This is a genomic window from Polyangium jinanense (assembly GCF_028435265.1).
Taxonomy (GTDB): domain Bacteria; phylum Myxococcota_A; class Polyangia; order Polyangiales; family Polyangiaceae; genus Polyangium; species Polyangium jinanense.
On record NZ_JAGTJK010000002.1, the window covers coordinates 733354 to 748984 of the forward strand.

Sequence of the window (15631 nt, forward strand, 5' to 3'; positions counted from 1 at the left end):
GATGCGTGTTCGTCGTTTCGCGCTCGTCGCCCTGTTCCTCGGGCTCGCAGGCTGCGGCGCGGCCGCCCCGGCGAACCCTTCTGCGTTCCCGGGAAAGGCCGCCGCGACGAAGGGACGCGCGGACGTGGAGTACGTCGCGATAGGTCCTCGCGCGCTGCTCGAAGGAATCGAGCCGCTGCTCGTGCACCGCGAGGCGCGGGGCCTCCGGGTCGCGCGGGTTTCGCTGGAAGAGATCGCCCGGCCGAACGGCGGCGGCGCGCCGTCGCCGGAGCAGATCGAAGGGGCGATCCGGCAGGTCGCGTCGCATGCGGGGAAACGACTTCGGTTCGTCCTGCTCGTGGGGGACGCGCCGGGGTATGGCGAGTCACGGGGCGGGTCCTCGTTCGTGCCGACGTTTTACCGGACAAAGATTCACTACGAGAACGAGGACATCGAGGAGTATGCGTTCCTGGAGGCGAATCTACGGGAGGAGGATCGCGGCCTCCTGCGTCACATGGAGGGGAGTTATGCGACGGACTTCCCGTATTCCCTCGCGCACATTGGTGCGCCCGGACAACCAGAGCTCTCGGCCCAGCGCGCGCCCACGGCGCTCGCGGTGGGGCGGGTGCCGGCGCGGACCGCGGACGAGGCGCGCGATTTCGCGAAGAAGGTGGTCGCGTACGAGACAGCGCGCCCCGAGCGCGCGTGGCGCCGCAGCATCACGCTTTTCAGCGCACCAGCGCGTTTTGGCCCGGTCGCCGATCTCCTGATCGAGAGAAGGATGACGCGTATCCTGGACGATCAGGTCCCGTACGACTGGGACGTGGACATCGTTTTCCCGAAGGCAGGGTCGCCGTACGCGTATCCCTTTCCGGAGCTTCGCCATCGGCTCGTCGAGCGGCTCGACGCGGGCGCGCTGATCGCCGGCTACGTCGGCCACGGGTCGCCGATGTTCCTCGACTCCGTCCGCTTCAATGGCGCTCGGTACAGCACCGGGAGCATCCTGGATCTGGAGCACCTGCGTATCCCCGATGGCAAGCCGTTTTTCGTGGCGATCACGTGCAGCACGGGGTTTTTTGATCTCCGAAACGGGCGCCGCTCCGTCGCGGAGGCCCTCGTCATGAATCCGGAGGGCGTGATCGCCGCGTTCGCGTCGAGCCGCGAGAGCCATCCTTATCCGAATGCGCTTTATGGAGAGGCGATCGTGCAGACGTTCGTCGAGGAGCGCGCGCCGACGATCGGGGAGGGGATCGTGACGGCGAAGCGGAGAATGCGCGAGGGCGAGGTCCCGCTCGCGCCGCTGCTCTTTCAATCGGACCCGGAGGAGCTCGCGGAGGAGCACCTCGGCCTCTACAACCTGCTCGGCGATCCAGCGACGGTGCTGCAATACCCGGCGAGCGCCAAGGTGTTGCTCGAAGGCGGCCCCGGGCCGCGCGCGCCGTCCGCCGATGTGGTCGTCTCGGTGGATACGCCGTCGATTCCGATGGGGAAAGCGCTTTTCACGCTGGAGACGAAGCGCAGCGTGGTGCGGACGAAGGTCCCGGGCGAGGCGGAGCTCGAGTCGATGCCCGAGGAAGCGGCGTGGGAGGCGTTGCGAAAGACCTACGCCGCGGCCTCGGACAAGGTGATCACGCGCATGGAAAAGGCCGTCAGCGATGGACGCGCGGAGTTTCTCGTGAGGTTGCCGCTCGACCCGGGTGATTACGTGATCAAGGTGTTCGTCGCGGGCAGTGGGCAGGCGGCCGCGGGGCACGCGCGGGTCCAGGTGGCGAAGCCGTAGGCACGGGCGCTGTCGCAATGCATGACGTTGGACAGCGCCTCTACGCGTCCGCTTTATCGACCGCTCTCGCCGGAAGGTTCTTCCACGCCGCGATCGCCATCCCCACGGCGACGGCCGCGGCCACGAGCGCCACCACGCCCCGCGCGCGCGGCCCGTCTCCGAGCAGCCCGCTCTTCCACGTCACGTCGACGAGCCCGCCGCGCAGCCCCACGCCTGCCAGCAGGATGAAGCCCGCGTGCGCCGCGACCGACGCCCACGCGACGCCCGTGCGCACCCAGAGCACCGCGAACAGCGCGCCCTGGGCGGCCGCGAGCACGAGCGCCTCCCATGACGCACCCGGCACGAGCGCGAGCGCCGCTGCGCCCGCGAGCACCGCGTACCCGATCCCGAAGCGCGTCCCGAGCCCCGCGCGCGCAGCCACCACGAGCGGCAACCCCCGGTAGAGCAGCTCGTCCCGCGTCGCCACGGCCGCCGCGCGGAGCAGGGCAAACCCGAGCGAGCTCGACGGGCTGCCCAGAGAGACCGAGGCAAACCCCGCGAGCACGGCCACGAGGAGCGGCACGGCCACGAGCACGAGCGCGACGCCGAGCCCGAGCCCGATGCCACGGAGCGCGCGTGCTCGTGGCTCCTTGCCGGTGCTCGGATCCGGGTCCCAGCGCACGCCGGCGCGGTACGTCCCGAGGTCCACGATGATCGCGCCGACGAGCGCAGCGACGAGCGGATTGCGACCGACGACGACCTCGGCGAGGCGCACGGCGGCCGCGGTGCCGAGCAGCCACGCGGAGCCCTTGGCGATCTCGCGCAAGGCGGAGCGGGATGCGTCGAGCCGTACGGTCGCGGAAGGCACGGGCCGCATGGTGGCATGTTTCCGCGAGGGACGCTTCGCTTGCCGCGGCGTGCGTGGCCCCGACAGACAGGCGTTGCGGGCCGGATCGCCTTGGAGTAGCTTGCGCGCGCTTTCCGCCCCGCGCGTGTTTCGCCGTGGCGGACGCGAACGTGGAGAAGAGGTCCATGGTCCGAGCGCCGGCGATGCAAGAGAACGATCTCGATACGAGCGGCTCCGTGCTCGGGCGCGGCACGCGCGTGCGTGGCCGCGTCGTGGGCGAGGGAGATCTGCGCGTGGAGGGCCACGTCGAGGGCGGCGTGAATCTCACGGGCGAGCTCTTGATCGAGGAGGGCGCCGAGGTGACCGGCGATGTCGAGGCCGCGGTCGTGACGATCGCCGGCACCTTGACCGGAGACGTCTCGGCGCGTGGTCCCGTGGCGATCCGCGCGTCGGCGAAGGTCTCGGGCAACCTCGGCGGCACCGAGGTGAGCCTCGACGAGGGCGCCGAGTTCTCCGGGCGAATCGAGGCGGATTTCGAGCTGCCGGCCGAGCTCACAGAGGGCCGCGCCGGCGGTCGGTGAAGGTTTTTCCGAGGAACACGAACGTGCTGCGGCGGGCGCGGCGAGGGAGCGTGGAAGGTGGCGGGTACGATCATCGGCAGCGGCATCACGATCGAGGGTGAGATCACCTCCGACGAGGAGGTGGTCGTGGCCGGCACGGTTCGCGGCAAGCTCAGCGTCGACGGCGGCGTGACCGTCGAGGGAGGCGCGGTCGTCGAGGCGGACATCGCGGCGGCCTCGCTCTCGGTCGGCGGCAACGTGACGGGCAACGTGAGCGCCTCGGATCGCGTCGATCTGCTCACCGGCGGGCGCCTCGTCGGCGACGTCAAGGCGGCGCGGCTGACCATCGCGGACGGTGCCTCGTTCAAGGGCAACGTCGACATGGACGTGTAGCCGATGACCACCCCCTCGACCATCGGCCGCGGGACCACGATCCGCGGCTCCATCCGCGGCGACGGGGACCTCGACCTCCACGGCTTCGTGGAGGGAAGCGTCACTGTCCAGGGTGAGCTGCTCATCGGCGAGACGGCGCTCGTCAAGAGCGACGTCTCCGGCCGCCGCATCATCGTGCGCGGCGCCGTCGCGGGCAACGTGTCGGCGACCGAGCTCGTCGTGCTCGAGCCCGGCGCGCGCGTCGTCGGCGACATCGGCGCCCCGCAGATCGGCATCCGGCCCGGCGCGCTCGTGCGAGGCAACGTCTCGACCGGCGCCCCGCTGCCGGCCCGCGCCCCGCAGCCCGCGGCCGCCGCGCCTGCACAGGCGGCCCCGCGTGGTCGTGCAGCTGCGCCTGCCGCCGCGCCTGCGCGTCCCGCGCCCGCCCCGGCCCGCGCGCCTGCGCCCGCGGCTCGCCCGGCGCCTGCGCCTGCGGCTCGCCCGGCGCCTGCGCCTGCGGCTCGCCCGGCCCCGGCGCGCCCGGCGCCTGCGCCTGCCGCGCCTCCTCCCCCGCCTGCTGCCGCCGCCGAGCCTGAGCTGGCTGCTGCGGAAGAGGCGCCGGAGAGCGCTCCTGCCGAACATTTGGGCGGCCCCCCGCCCCCGGTCGTGCCTGCGGTGCCCAAGGGTGCCAAGGCGCAGATCAGGCGCGGCAAGGGCGCGAAGTGAGCAAAACCGAGCGGGAGCGGCTCGTCGAGCTGCTCCGCGAACGATCATTCGAACGCAAACGAGTCGTGCTCGCCTCCGGGCGCGAGAGCGACTTCTTCATCGACTGCAAGCAGACGGCCTTGACCGCCGAGGGGCACTTTCTCCTCGGCGCGCTCATGTTCGACGCGCTCGACGGCCTGCCGCGATGCGACGCGGTCGCGGGCGTGGAGCTCGGCGGCTGTCCGCTCGCGAGCGCCGTCTCCCTGACGAGCTTCGTCCGCGGCCGGCCGCTCCCTGCGCTCTACGTGCGCAAGGAGGCGAAGGACCACGGCTCGAAGCGGCTCATCGAGGGGGATCGCGCGCTCGTGCCAGGGATGGCGGTGGTGATGTTGGAGGACGTGATCACGACGGGCGGGTCGACGCTCAAGGCCGTCGACAAGATCACGGCGGCGGGCGCGCGCGTGGTGGGCGTGGTGGCGATCGTGGATCGGCTCGAAGGCGGGGCCGAGGCGATCCGTCAGGCGGGTTTGCCGGTGGTCTCGATCTGCACGCGGCGCGATTTCATTCCGGACACGTGACGCGAGCGTTTGTCCGAGGGTGGGACGACCCGTGGACAGCGGCGGAGGAGGCGGGTAGGGTAGGCGTATGGCGCCGCCCGATCCTGCGTACGTGGTTGATCCGGCCGATCCTCGCGCGCCGAGCGAGGAGAGGTGGGCGTGCATGAGCGTGGAGGAGCGGGCGCGGGTCGTGGATCTGTTGCCGCCAGCCGAGAAGCACCTCGCGGCCGAAGCTGCAATCGCGGAAGAGCGAAAGCGCGCGGAGGCTGCCGAGGCCAAGGCGGAAGCGGCCGAGGTGGAGAAGCAGCGCGCAGAGGCAGAGAAGCAGCGCGCAGAGACAGAGAAGCAACGCGCCGAAGCGCGCCTCGCCGAGGCCCTCGCCGAGCTGGAGAAACTTCGGGGGCGGTAACCCCTTCGGCAACCGCCCCCTCCGCGCCTCACTCCGCCGCTTCAGCCACCTTCGGCATCAGCGGATACCCCAGCGCTTCCCGCTGCGCCAGATAGCTCTCGGCCACGAGCTTCGCGAGCCCGCGCACGCGACCGATGAACCTCTGCCGCTCCGTCACGCTGATCGCGCCGCGCGCGTCGAGCACGTTGAACCGGTGCGCTGCCTTCACCACGAAGTCGTAGGCGGGCAGCACGAGCGCCTTCTTCGGGTCCGGCTTCGCACCCTTCGCCGTCGCGTCGACGCCTCGGAAGAGCAGCCGCTTCACCTCGGACTCGCACTTGTCGAAGGCCGCGAAGTGCTCCTCCACGTCGGCTTCCTCGAAGTTGTACGTCGACCACTCCCACTCGGCCCGCTGGAACAGCTCGCCGTAACGCACCACCTGCCCGCCCGTGTTCGAGTACACGAGGTCGTACATGCTGTCCTTGTCCTGCAGGTACATCGCGATGCGCTCGAGCCCGTACGTCAGCTCGCCCGAGATCGGCTTGCAGTCGATGCCGCCGATCTGCTGGAAGTAGGTGAACTGCGAGATCTCCTGCCCGTCGAGCCACACCTGCCAGCCGAGGCCCCAGGCGCCGAGGGTCGGCGATTCCCAGTCGTCCTCGATGAACCGCACGTCGTGCTGCAGCGGGTCCGTGCCGAGCGCGCGGAGCGACTCCAGGTAGAGCTCCTGGATGTTCAGCGGGCTCGGCTTCAGGATCACCTGGAACTGGTGGAACTGCTGCGCGCGGTTCGGGTTCTCGCCGTAGCGGCCGTCCGAGGGCCTGCGCGAGGGCTCCACGAAGGCCACGTTCCACGGCTCCGGTCCGAGCGCGCGGAGGAACGTCGCGGGGTTGTACGTGCCTGCGCCGACCTCGGAGTTGTAGGGCTGCACGATGAGGCAGCCGCGCTCGGCCCAGAAGCGCTGGAGCGTCAGGATGATGTCTTGGAACGTCATGGCGACGGGCAAGCCATACCCCAGGCCCGACCGCTCGTCGACGGCGACCTCGCGCCTCGTGGCGCCCGGGGCGAACGGCTCCCCTCGTGCCTGTCCAGTCTTTTGTGTACGAACCGTCACAAACCGAAAATTACGCCAGAATTCGCTTGCGTATGAGGTTCAAACCTTGAACAATCGGTCCATACGTTGAACAAACGTAGAACAACAACCCTGGCCGGAAAACGCCCTTGACGCCCAAACCGAGGAGCGATACCCGCAATCACCAGGTGCCAAACAACTGACGCTTGTTTGGTGGGTTACCTCGGGGTCGGAGGGAATAGAACGGCTCTCGATGGTTCGGCCTGAGCAAGGTCGTGTCCGTCGGCATGGGTCGGTTAGCTTGGTCGGGGGCGCCGGGGAACGCCCACGGGAGGACGGTCCGATGCCGCGCATCCTGATCATCGACGACGACGCGATCTTCGGCGCCAGCGCGGTGCGGACCCTGGAGAGCGCAGGCTTCTCGGCGCGCTTCCACCGCGGCCCCTTCGGCAGCTTGCAGGCCATCCGCGAGACGGTCTGCGACCTCGTGCTGCTCGACGTCAACATGCCGAAGCTCGACGGTCCTCTGCTCGTCCGCATGATCCGCGACGCCTTCGGCCGCGGCGGCGTGAAGGTCCTGCTCTGCAGCGACATGGAGCCCGGGCCCCTCGAGCGGCTCGCGAAGGTGATGGGCGTGCACGGCGCCGTCCCCAAGCACCTGCCCGAAACGCATCTCGTCGATCAGGTGCGCGCCGCGTTGCCGCCGCGCGCCACGGCCTGATTCGAAGCGAACACGCTGTTCGCGCGGCGCTCAGCCGTGCTGTTTTTCCAGCGCCTTCTTGTCGATCTTGCCCGCGCCCGTGCGCGGTAGCTCGCGGACGAACACCACCGACTGCGGAACCTTGTACTTCGCGAGCCGCGCGCGGCAGTGCGCGAGGATCGGCTCGGCGTCGGGCGACGCGCCCGGGGCGAGCACCACGATCGCCCGGCCCACCTGGCCCCATTTCTCGTGCGGCACGCCGATGAGCGCCGCCTCCGCGACCGACGGGTGCCCCGCGATCACCGTCTCGACCTCGGCCGGATACACGTTTTCACCGCCGGAAATGAGCAGATCCTTGCTACGGCCCGCGATGTAGAAATGCCCCTCGTCGTCGCAGCGCGCGAGATCCCCTGTCTTTAACCAGCCGTCGACCACCACCTTCGCCGTCTCCTCGGGCCGGCCCCAGTAGCCGCCGAAGACGTGCGGTCCGCGCACCTCGAGCTCGCCCACCTCGCCGGGACGAACGGCATCACGCGCCGCGTCGACGACCCGCGCTTCCACGAAAAACAGCGGCGCGCCCACGGATCCGACCTTTCGACGCACATCCGCGGGCGGCAGCCAGAAATTGTTCGGCCCCGCCTCGGTCAGCCCGTAGCCCGTCTTCAGATCGATCCCTCGCTCCCAGTACGTGTGGAACAAGGGCTCCGGACACGGCGCGCCGCCGCTGATGCAGATGCGCAAGCTCCGGAGCTCGCCCTCGCCGAACCGGCGATGCTGCGACAGCGAGAGGAACATCGTTGGAACACCAAAGAACACCGTCACGCCCTGGTCGCGCACGCCCGCGTACACCTCGTCCGGATCGAAGGCGCGACAGACCACGGACGTGCCGCCCGCGAGCACGAGCGGCGCCGTGAACACGTTGAGCCCGCCCGTGTGGAAGAGCGGCGCGTTGAGCAGCGCCACGTCCGAGGACGAAAGCCCCCAGCTCGAGATCGTGTTCACCGCGTTTGCCGTGATCGACCGGTACGTCAGCATCGCCGCCTTCGGTGTGCCCGTCGTCCCGCCCGTCCCGCAAAGTACCCAGGGTTCGTCCCAGCCGATCTGGAGCGCCGGCGGCGGCCTGTCCGTGGCGGCGTCGCGCTCGCCGAGATCCACGTCGTCCCCGCGCGCCCGCGACGCGCCCTGCATCGCCACGAACGCGCGCGGGACGAAGCTCGCCTCGCGCCGGATCGCCTCGCTCGTCGCGGCGAAATCCGGCCCGTAGACGAGCACCTCGGGCGTCGTCGCGGCGAGGTACTGCCCGAGCTCGCCCGGCGTGAGCCTGTAGTTCAGCGGCGCGAAGATCGCGCCGAGCTTGCCGCAGGCGAACCAGAGATCGAGCATCGCGACATCGTTCATCGCGAGCGCCGCGACCCTATCGCCGCGACGCACCCCGAGTCGCTCCCGCAGGAAATGCGCCGTGCGGTTCGCCGTGTGATCCCAGGCTCGGTAAGTCAGGGCCCGCCCGCCTGCGCCGTTGTCGAGCAGCGCTATCTTGTCGGGGGTCAACGCCGCGCGTCGTCCGAGCCAGTCGCCGAGGTGCATGGCGCCCTGCGTAGCAAAGCCGCGCGCGCGCTGGAATGGCTCGCGTGCATTGTTGCGGCGCAACAGGCCATTGCGATCTGGACGATCGGGGTGTACGACCGTCCGCATGGTCGTGAAGAAGTACGGCAACCGGAGGCTGTACGACACCGAGGCGAGTCGTTACGTCACGCTCGAAGAGGTGGAGGCGCGTGTCAGGCGTGGCGACGACGTCGAGGTCGTCGACGCGAAGACCGGCCGCGACCTGACGCAGGCGACGCTGGCGCAGATCATCCTGGAGAGCCGCGGCGCCGCGCGCCTCTTGCCCGTGCCGCTCCTGCGCCAGCTCATCCGCATGGGCGACGATGCGCTGGCCGAGTTCTTCGAGCGCACGGTGATCTGGGCGCTCGACATCTACTTGCTCGCGAAGAAGGGCGCGCGTGTCTTTCCGATCGGCCCCCTCGGCGCGCTTCCGTTCCTCAACGCGATGCTCGGCGGCGGCAAGAGCCCGCCGTGGTCTCAGCCGCGCGAGCCCGAGCCCGAAGAGCAGGTCCCTCCGCCCGACCCGAACGAACGTGGCGAGCAGGCCGAGGAGATCGCCGCGCTCCGCCGCGAGCTCGAGGAGCTCAAGCGCATCGTCGGCAAGAAGCGCCGCGAGCCCTGAGCATTGTTGCAGTGCAACAATGTTTGCTTGACAGCGTGTAGGGCGGGGTTTAGGTTCGGCTCCCGACGGACGTGAATCGTCGTGAAATCAAGGCGATCCTGCTGGGGTGAGGAGCAGACGATGAGCGAAGGGGCCGATTCGCAGGTGCAGCAAAGTCGCGACGTCTTGCAGGGACGGAGCGCGCTCGCCGACGTGTTCGAGGGGCTCGCTGCGCTGGAGACGGCGGGGGTGGCGCAGATGGGCGTGATGCTGCGCGGCATGGCGCGCATCGGCCAGGCGTCGCTGCTCTACGGCGCGCGTGTGGCCGCGGAATGGCAGCGGATGGCGCTCGAAGCGACGAAACGCGCGGGCGACACGTTCGGCGCGCCGTTCCTTTGAGCGGCCTTCCAAGCAAAGCCGAGCTCGCGTAAACTCGGTTCGGTCCGGGCGAAACCAGCGAACACGCGCCGGCGAGCGGAGAAAAAGAGCATGTACATCGGGGACTGGATGGAGCGCGGTGAGCGGTATTTCCCGGAATCGCTCGCCGTCGTCGACGTGGCCAAGGGGGACGCCGGCCGCTTTTCGTATCGCGAAATGAACCGCCGCGCGAATCGCCTCGCCGGGTTCCTCCGCGACGAGGCCGCGATTGGCAAGGGCGATCGCGTGGGCATCCTGGCCATGAACGGCGTCGAATTCCTCGACGCGTTCTTCGCGTGCGCGAAGCTCGGCGCCGTGCTCGTCCCGTTCAACTGGCGCAGCCATCCGCGCGAAATCGCCGAGCTCACGAGCCAGACCGAGCCGAAGGTGATGATCTTCGGCGACGATTTCCGCGCCGGAATCAGCGAAATCGCGGGCCTTCCGGCGTGTGCGTCGGTCAAGACGTGGCTGCACCTCGATGGCGAGGGCATCGCGGGGAGCCTGCCGTATGCAGCGACGGTGCAGACGCGCGAGGCGCATCCCGTGAAGAATGACGCCGTCGAGGCCGAGGACATCGTTTGCCTGCTCTTCACGGGCGGCACGACGGGCCTGCCGAAGGGCGCGAAGATCTCCTACCGAATGATCGCGTGGAACACGCTGAACACGGTGGTCCACGAGCTCTCGCGCGGCGACGTCACGCTCACGCACACGCCGATGTTCCACACGGGCGCGCTCTTCGTGTACACGCTGCCCCTGCTCACGCTCGGCGGGACGGTGGTCATCATGCGCAAATGGACCGCCGACGACATGCTCTCGCTCATCGAGCACGAGAAGGCGACGGTGCTCTTCTGCGTGCCGACGCAATACCAGATGATGATGCAATCGCCGCGCTTCGAATCGGCGAAATTGTCCTCCCTGCGCTTCTTGACGAGCGGCGGCGCGCCCCTGCCCGTGCCGATCATCCGCGCGTACCGGGAAAAACACGGCGTCGTCTTCAAGCAGGGCTTCGGCATGACCGAGTTCGGCCCGGGCATCTTCTCGATGGACCCCGAATTCGCCGAGACGAAGGCCGGCAGCATCGGGAAGCCGAACTATTTCATCGACGCCCGGATCGTCGATGACGATAACACCCCCTTGCCCGTGGGCGAGGTCGGCGAGCTCGTGCTCAAGGGGCCGAGCGCGTGTTCGGGGTATTTCAACAATCCCGAGGCCTCGAAAGCGTCCGTGGACGCGGAGGGCTGGTTCCATACGGGCGACATGGCCCGCGTGGACGAGGACGGGTTCTATTACATCGCCGACCGCAAGAAGGACATGTTCATCTCGGGCGGCGAGAACGTCTACCCGGCCGAGATCGAAAAGGTCCTCTACGAGCACCCCGCCGTGGCGCAGGTCGCGGTGATCGGCGTTCCGGACGAGAAATGGGGCGAGGTCGGCCGGGCCATCGTGATCACGAAGCCGGGCGCGAGCACGACCGAGGAGGCGATCCTGGCCCATTGTCGCGATCACCTTGCGAAATACAAGGTGCCGAAATCGGTCGTCTTCGTGGACGCGATGCCGATCTCGGCGGCCGGCAAGATTCTGAAGAGGGAGCTGAAGGAAAAATACGCGCGGTGAGGCGCGAGAGGGAGAGGATGCCGTGGCAAAACAACCCACGAACAAACAACCGAAGCTCTTGACCCGCGTGGTGAAGGGCCTCGGTCATTGGCTCGGGCCGGAGACGCCGACGGGCAAGGCGTTCGTCGCCGCCGAGAAGGGCATGACCAAGGCGTTCGACAAGCTCGGCCGCAGCGAGCGGTACCTCGACCTCGTCGGCGGCGCCCTGAACCGCGCCCTGCGCGTCCGCAAAGCGTACGTCGAGGCCCAGGAAAATTGGCTCCACCTCCTCCGCCTGCCCACGTCGACGGAGATGGACGACCTGCGCGAAGAGGTACGCGACGTCAAGAACCAGATCGAGGCCCTCTCGTCGCAGCTCGAGCTGGTCGTCGACGCGTTCGAAAAGAGCCGCCGCGATGCCGAAGGGGTCGAGGTTGTCCGGACGAACGCGAACGGGAGCGCGTCGACCGATCGCCCCTCCTGACGGGGAGAAGGACGGGAAACACCATGACGACGCAATCGACCACAGCGCGCCTCCGCGCCCTCGTGGAGGGCCAGATCGAGCTCTCGCGCGAGATCATACACGCCGCGCAGAAGGGCTCGATGAGCCCGTACCACTACGTAAAACCGTTCATCCTCCGCGCCGCGGACGTCGGCGAGCCCCCGCTCGCGCCGACCCCGCACAAGGTGGTCTACACGAACGGCAAGATGCGCCTGCTCCGCTTCGAGCCCACGGTCCGCAAGCACGCGACGCCGATCCTCTTCGTCTACTCGCTCATCAATCGTTATTACATCCTCGACTTCCTGCCCGGCCGCAGCATCATCGAATTCATGGTCGGCCAGGGCTACGACGTCTACGCGATCGACTGGGGCACGCCCGGCGCAGCCGAGCGGCGGATGGGCTGGGACGACGTGCTCAACGTGCTCATCAAGAACGCCGTGAAGTGGACGCTCCGCCTGAGCGGCGCGAAGGACCTCACGCTGTACGGCTACTGCATGGGCGGCACGATGGCGCTCGCTTATGCGGCGCTGCACCCGCAGGGCCTCCGCAATTTCGTGGCACAGGCGACGCCGGTCGATTTCCACGAGGGCGGCGTCTTCGCCGAATGGACGAAGCCGAACCGCTTCGACGTCGACGCGCTCGTCGACGCCTACGGCAACGTGCCGATCGAGCTCATGGAGACAGGCTTCTCGTCGATGGCGCCGATCCAGCGCATGACGAAATGGCTCGAGGTCTTCCGCCGGATCGACGACCCCGACTTCGTGACCACGTTTCTCGGCATGGAACACTGGGCGTCGGACAACGTGCAGTTCCCCGGCGAGATTTACCGGCAATACATCAAGGATTGCTACCAGTACAACAACTTCTGCAAGGGCCGCATGAAGGTCGCCGGGCAGACCGTGGACCTCTCGAAGATCAAGGTTCCGCTGCTCAACATCATCGCCGACAACGACACGATCGCGCCCCCGAAGTCGAGCGAGATCCTGAACACGATCGTGGCCTCGACCGACAAGGAGATCATGCGCTTCCCGGTCGGGCACATCGGTTTGTCCACGTCGAGCAAAGGCCCGAAGCAGATCTGGCCGAAGGTCGCCGGATGGATCGCGAAGCGATCCGATCCGTGGACCGAAGTCTGAGCTTCGCTTCGATCAGGGGTTCGGCGGCGGGGCGTGGAACTGAAACTGCCCCGGCCGCTGGACCGGGGGGGCCTCGCCGAGGCGAGGCGGATAGGGCGCGAGAGGCTCGAGCTCCGTGATGAGCGCATCGACGAACGGGTCGGGCCCCTGCTGCTCCCGGATGCGACGCAACGCCGGGAGGTTGTGCGCGCAGACGGGGAAGGCGCCCCAGGGGCAATTCTTGCAAGGGTCGTCGAGGCGTTTGGCGCGGAGGCGCAAGGCCACCGTGCCGAGGCCGACGGTCGTCGCGACGACCGCGACGCGGATCACCCAGCCCCAAAGGGTGTTCGGGACGATCCACGCCGCGCCCGCGACGAGGCCAAAGCCCACGCCGAGGACGAAGCGCGCCGGGATTTTGTACCAGCGACGCTGGATGAAGGGCTGAAAGAAAGTCGGCACGGCGCAGCCGAGGGCCGCCATGGCGACCCAGAAAGCGGTCGCCATGTCGTGCGCGGGTGAAACGAAGAAAAGGGCGATGAGCGCGACCCCGATACCCGGATACATGCAGGCGCAGCCCAGGCACAAAGGCACGCCAAACGGGCGGACGAGGTGATGATCGTGCCGCCCGCAGGTCGGATGATGAGCGAAGGAAGGATAACGGCCGAGCTCGCTCAACGCGAACGCAGCCGGAGGTACCCCCGCGAGCTCGAGCCTGCGCGGGGATACGGGATCAGCCACGCTTGAAGACCAGCACGGCACAACGCTTGGGGCAGAACGGACCAAACGCGCTGCGCACGTCCATGAAGACGTTGGAGAGAACGAAGCCCTGCGCGCCCATCTGGTTCGCGAGGTCGGCGATCTTGCTGTGCTCGATGGTGCCGCCGCAGCCAGCATCGATCGTCAAGACCTGGAACGAAGCGCCGCCAGCCTGCGCGCCAGCGTAGCCACCACCATAACCGGGATTCTGTTGCACGACCGGGATCCTTTCCTGAAAGGAGACCAGGCGAACGCTACGTCCGAGACGGGGCGCAAGTCAACACCCTCGCGACGATCAACGCCACGTCGTCCCGGCCGAACCGTTCGTCCGTCCGCTCTGTTCCTGGCACAGTTTGCGCCGCCCGGAGGAGCCGCGCGCACGTCTCCCCCACGTCGTCCCCGCCGTCCCGGAGGATCTCGGTGATGCGGGCATCGTCGACCGGGTCCCAAAGGCCGTCGGTGCAGAGGAGAAATCGGTCGTTCGGACAAACCTCGATCTCGACGAGGTCGACGTCCACGGTGTCCTTGATGCCGAGCGAGCGCGTGAGGATGTTCGCGACGACGTTCTCCAGGTCGGCCTCCGGGATGCCGAGCTCCGCGCGCTTGTCGGGGTTCTGCCGGAGGAAGTGGGCGAGGGAATGGTCTTCCGTCAGGCGCCGGAGCGCGCCGTCTCGATAAAGGTAGACCCGGCTGTCGCCCACGTGCGCGACATAGGCGACCCGGCCGTCGTGCGGGAGGAAGAGGAGCGCCACCGTCGAGCCCATGCCGAGGAGCCGCCGGTCCGTGCTGCTCCGGTGGAAGATCTCTCGATTGGCTGCGGCGACGGCAGCGCGAATACGATCGGGCGCGGGGCCTTCACCCGGCGCGACGAGGAGGTCGGTCGTGAAGGAGACGGCGATGCCGGAGGCGACGTCCCCCGCGCCGTGCCCGCCCATCCCGTCCGCCACGACGCACACGTGTCCGGAAGGGCCGCTTAGAATGCGGAAGGCGTCGTCGTTCTGAAACCGCACTCCGCGCTGCGTGACGCCGAAGGCCTGGACCCCGCGCCCGATCGTCATGTCACTTCGGCGGCTCGAGCGGCGCGCACGTGGAGACGCCGGCCCCGACGATGCGGAAGCCGATGTTGGTCATGTACGCATTGTCGATGGTGCCCGCCACCGGGTCGTACTTCGTCACGTTCGAATAGTCGAGGCCCGCGGCGGCATAGAGGTAAAACGATCCGCCCCAGAACGAGAATGCCCACGCCGAGGGCGTCGCCAGGCCCGTGATCGCCTTGGCGTTCGTCACGGCGCCGGTCGCTTTGTTGATCTGGCCGACCTGGACCGGGCTTGTCGTGTAATACCCATAGAGCCGACCGTCACCCGTGCCCGTGAGCTCGGCGCTCTGGCCCGTGAACGCCCCGGGGGAGAAGTTCGCAATCGTCTCGACGCCGAACGAGAGCGGATTGATCTTCCCGAGCCCGGGGCTATCACCCGCGCCGATCGTGCCCGTGCCCGTGATGTAGAGCGTCTCGCCCATTCCGCCGTCGTTCGTGGAAAAACCCATTCCGAGGCGGAACCAGTTCGAGATGAGCTGCACCGTGGGCTGCGGGTCGCAGCTCGCGTCCTTCGTGCTGACCTTGTAGATCACGCCGTTGATGTCGTCCCCGAGGAACGGGTCGGATTCGACGTAGTTCACCCAGGCGACCGCGTTCCGGTCGACGGCCATCGAGTTCGGCTGCATCGTGGTGTTGCAGCCGAGCGTGCCGATCTTCGTGAACTTCTTCGCCGGCGGGTCGAAGCTGTAGAGCTCGTTCTCGTCCGAGAGCACGTAAATCAGCTTCGCCGCGTCGGTGCAATCCTCGCCGGGCGTGGAGCCGCCGCTCCCGCCCGCGCCCGGGATGAAGCCGCCGCCGGCGCCGCCGGCACCGCCCTGGTTCCCCGCGCCCGAGCCGCCGTCGCCCGAGCCGCCGCCGCCCTCATTGTCGAATTGACTGCCGCCCCCCGTCGCGCTGCAGCCGACGGCGAGGCCAATCGTAAGCACACTCAAAGAACCCCAGAAAAGCTTCATGTCGCTCACCTCCGAGCCGAGGGCCAGTATATCCGAGCGCGCCGCCCGCGAGGGGCG

General features: G+C 68.4%; 19 protein-coding genes. 12 read left to right on the forward strand and 7 right to left on the reverse strand.

The genetic code is table 11. The features are described 5' to 3' along the window. Position 1: 1 nt before the first annotated feature. Positions 2-1759: a C25 family cysteine peptidase gene (locus KEG38_RS07420; RefSeq protein ID WP_272418378.1), complete on the forward strand. Its 1758-nt coding sequence runs from the start codon at positions 2-4 to the stop codon at positions 1757-1759. Between the two features lie 40 nt (positions 1760-1799). On the opposite strand, the gene KEG38_RS07425 is transcribed toward KEG38_RS07420, so the two are convergent. Beyond that, on the reverse strand, positions 1800-2606 hold the full coding sequence (locus KEG38_RS07425; RefSeq protein ID WP_272418379.1) for a CPBP family glutamic-type intramembrane protease: 807 nt from the start codon (positions 2604-2606) through the stop codon (positions 1800-1802). Between the two features lie 164 nt (positions 2607-2770). Here KEG38_RS07425 and KEG38_RS07430 point away from each other — a divergent pair, with 164 nt between their 5' ends. The 5 genes from KEG38_RS07430 to KEG38_RS07450 all read left to right on the forward strand — a co-directional run bounded on the left by KEG38_RS07430 (position 2771) and on the right by KEG38_RS07450 (position 5188). Further along, positions 2771-3166 (forward strand): bactofilin family protein, encoded by a 396-nt coding sequence (locus KEG38_RS07430; protein WP_272418380.1) that lies wholly within the window; start codon positions 2771-2773, stop codon positions 3164-3166. A gap of 57 nt (positions 3167-3223) precedes the next feature. Beyond that, complete coding sequence (locus KEG38_RS07435) at positions 3224-3538, forward strand: bactofilin family protein (RefSeq protein WP_272418381.1); 315 nt, start codon at positions 3224-3226, stop codon at positions 3536-3538. Positions 3539-3541: 3 nt separating this feature from the next. Further along, the gene (locus tag KEG38_RS07440; protein ID WP_272418382.1) at positions 3542-4243 is read left to right on the forward strand and encodes a bactofilin family protein; all 702 of its coding nucleotides are present in this window, start codon (positions 3542-3544) and stop codon (positions 4241-4243) included. Beyond that, a complete protein-coding gene (gene pyrE / locus KEG38_RS07445; RefSeq protein WP_272418383.1) occupies positions 4240-4800 on the forward strand; it encodes an orotate phosphoribosyltransferase in 561 nt (186 codons plus the stop codon). Before KEG38_RS07440 ends, pyrE begins: the two co-directional genes overlap by 4 nt. A 67-nt stretch (positions 4801-4867) precedes the next feature. Beyond that, entirely contained in the window at positions 4868-5188 is a 321-nt protein-coding gene (locus tag KEG38_RS07450; RefSeq protein WP_272418384.1) for a hypothetical protein, read from the forward strand. Between the two features lie 28 nt (positions 5189-5216). Here KEG38_RS07450 and glyQ read toward each other — a convergent pair whose 3' ends face one another. Next, the gene (gene glyQ, locus KEG38_RS07455) at positions 5217-6161 is read right to left on the reverse strand and encodes a glycine--tRNA ligase subunit alpha (RefSeq protein WP_272418385.1); all 945 of its coding nucleotides are present in this window, start codon (positions 6159-6161) and stop codon (positions 5217-5219) included. Positions 6162-6582: 421 nt separating this feature from the next. Here glyQ and KEG38_RS07460 point away from each other — a divergent pair, with 421 nt between their 5' ends. Beyond that, the gene (locus KEG38_RS07460) at positions 6583-6960 is read left to right on the forward strand and encodes a response regulator (RefSeq protein WP_272418386.1); all 378 of its coding nucleotides are present in this window, start codon (positions 6583-6585) and stop codon (positions 6958-6960) included. A gap of 30 nt (positions 6961-6990) precedes the next feature. Here KEG38_RS07460 and KEG38_RS07465 read toward each other — a convergent pair whose 3' ends face one another. Beyond that, positions 6991-8631 carry an acyl-CoA synthetase gene (locus KEG38_RS07465; protein WP_276072240.1) on the reverse strand — a complete coding sequence of 547 codons (1641 nt, stop codon included), beginning with the start codon at positions 8629-8631 and terminating at the stop codon, positions 6991-6993. On the opposite strand from KEG38_RS07465, the gene KEG38_RS07470 reads away from it, so the two are divergent. From KEG38_RS07470 to KEG38_RS07490, 5 genes are all read left to right on the forward strand, one after another. Beyond that, positions 8630-9163, forward strand: coding sequence for a polyhydroxyalkanoate synthesis regulator DNA-binding domain-containing protein (locus KEG38_RS07470; protein WP_272418387.1), 534 nt, complete (start codon positions 8630-8632; stop codon positions 9161-9163). The genes KEG38_RS07465 and KEG38_RS07470 overlap by 2 nt on opposite strands. Positions 9164-9283: 120 nt before the next feature. Next, complete coding sequence (locus KEG38_RS07475) at positions 9284-9541, forward strand: hypothetical protein (RefSeq protein ID WP_272418388.1); 258 nt, start codon at positions 9284-9286, stop codon at positions 9539-9541. Between the two features lie 90 nt (positions 9542-9631). Next, positions 9632-11173, forward strand: a complete 1542-nt coding sequence (locus KEG38_RS07480; RefSeq protein WP_272418389.1) for an acyl-CoA synthetase — start codon at positions 9632-9634, stop codon at positions 11171-11173. Between the two features lie 22 nt (positions 11174-11195). Beyond that, positions 11196-11636, forward strand: coding sequence for a hypothetical protein (locus KEG38_RS07485; protein ID WP_272418390.1), 441 nt, complete (start codon positions 11196-11198; stop codon positions 11634-11636). A gap of 23 nt (positions 11637-11659) precedes the next feature. Then, positions 11660-12790, forward strand: a complete 1131-nt coding sequence (locus KEG38_RS07490) for an alpha/beta fold hydrolase (protein WP_272418391.1) — start codon at positions 11660-11662, stop codon at positions 12788-12790. 12 nt (positions 12791-12802) lie between these two features. On the opposite strand, the gene KEG38_RS07495 is transcribed toward KEG38_RS07490, so the two are convergent. The 4 genes from KEG38_RS07495 to KEG38_RS07510 are packed head-to-tail and all read right to left on the reverse strand — an operon-like array spanning position 12803 to position 15574. Continuing rightward, positions 12803-13507, reverse strand: a complete 705-nt coding sequence (locus KEG38_RS07495; RefSeq protein WP_272418392.1) for a hypothetical protein — start codon at positions 13505-13507, stop codon at positions 12803-12805. After that, positions 13500-13742 (reverse strand): hypothetical protein, encoded by a 243-nt coding sequence (locus KEG38_RS07500; protein WP_272418393.1) that lies wholly within the window; start codon positions 13740-13742, stop codon positions 13500-13502. Before KEG38_RS07500 ends, KEG38_RS07495 begins: the two co-directional genes overlap by 8 nt. A 37-nt stretch (positions 13743-13779) precedes the next feature. Next, positions 13780-14583, reverse strand: coding sequence for a PP2C family protein-serine/threonine phosphatase (locus KEG38_RS07505; RefSeq protein WP_272418394.1), 804 nt, complete (start codon positions 14581-14583; stop codon positions 13780-13782). 1 nt (position 14584) lies between these two features. Further along, complete coding sequence (locus KEG38_RS07510; RefSeq protein WP_272418395.1) at positions 14585-15574, reverse strand: NHL repeat-containing protein; 990 nt, start codon at positions 15572-15574, stop codon at positions 14585-14587. Positions 15575-15631 lie beyond the last annotated feature (57 nt).